Annotated in this window: 1 pseudogene; it reads left to right on the top strand. The window is 64.1% G+C overall.

The features are described 5' to 3' along the window. Positions 1 to 183: 183 nt before the first annotated feature. A pseudogene (locus EH240_RS37330) lies at positions 184 to 607 on the top strand (class I SAM-dependent methyltransferase); the annotation flags it as partial.

Below are 607 nucleotides of genomic sequence, written 5' to 3'. Positions count from 1 at the left end.
CGAGCGGCTGACCCCGCTCTTCGACCGGAATTCTCGCGCAACGCACCTCAACGTGCAGCTCAGCGAGAGCGACATCTCCCTCTCGCTGATTAGCCGCTGATCCCTCCCAACCGTGCCGCCGATCCTCCGGCCGATCCGCTCGGTCGGAGGTTTGCGCGCGGCTTCACGCAAGGAACTATCCCAATGTCCAACGACGACCCCTTCACGCTCGATCTCTTCGGAAACACTGCGCTTTCGTCAGGCCTCGGTCTTGGCGTCACCGCCTTCAGCGACGATCCTTCGCCCGCTCCTACCGAACCAGAGCCGACGACCGGTCCCCAAACTGCTCCCGGTTTCCCCCGGGTAGACGCATGTGCGGTTCGAGGGGAGAACTTCGTTCTCGTCAGTGATCGTGGACTGGCCCGCGGCTGGAAACAACGCGCCCGCGACAATCTCGCTGCGATCCGTCTCGCTGCCGACATCGAGGCAGCGGATCGTCCCGCGACAGTGGAAGAACAGGCTCGGCTGATCCGGTTCACCGGCTTCGGGGCATCCGATCTTGCCAATGCCGTGTTTCGCCGCCCGGGCGAGGACGGGTTCCGGAAGGGCTGGGACGAAATAGGATTGC

It is taken from the genome of Mesorhizobium tamadayense, assembly GCF_003863365.1.
Taxonomy (GTDB): domain Bacteria; phylum Pseudomonadota; class Alphaproteobacteria; order Rhizobiales; family Rhizobiaceae; genus Mesorhizobium; species Mesorhizobium tamadayense.
Note: the sequence above shows the minus strand (reverse complement) of the source record. Positions and strands in the feature narration are given on the sequence as shown.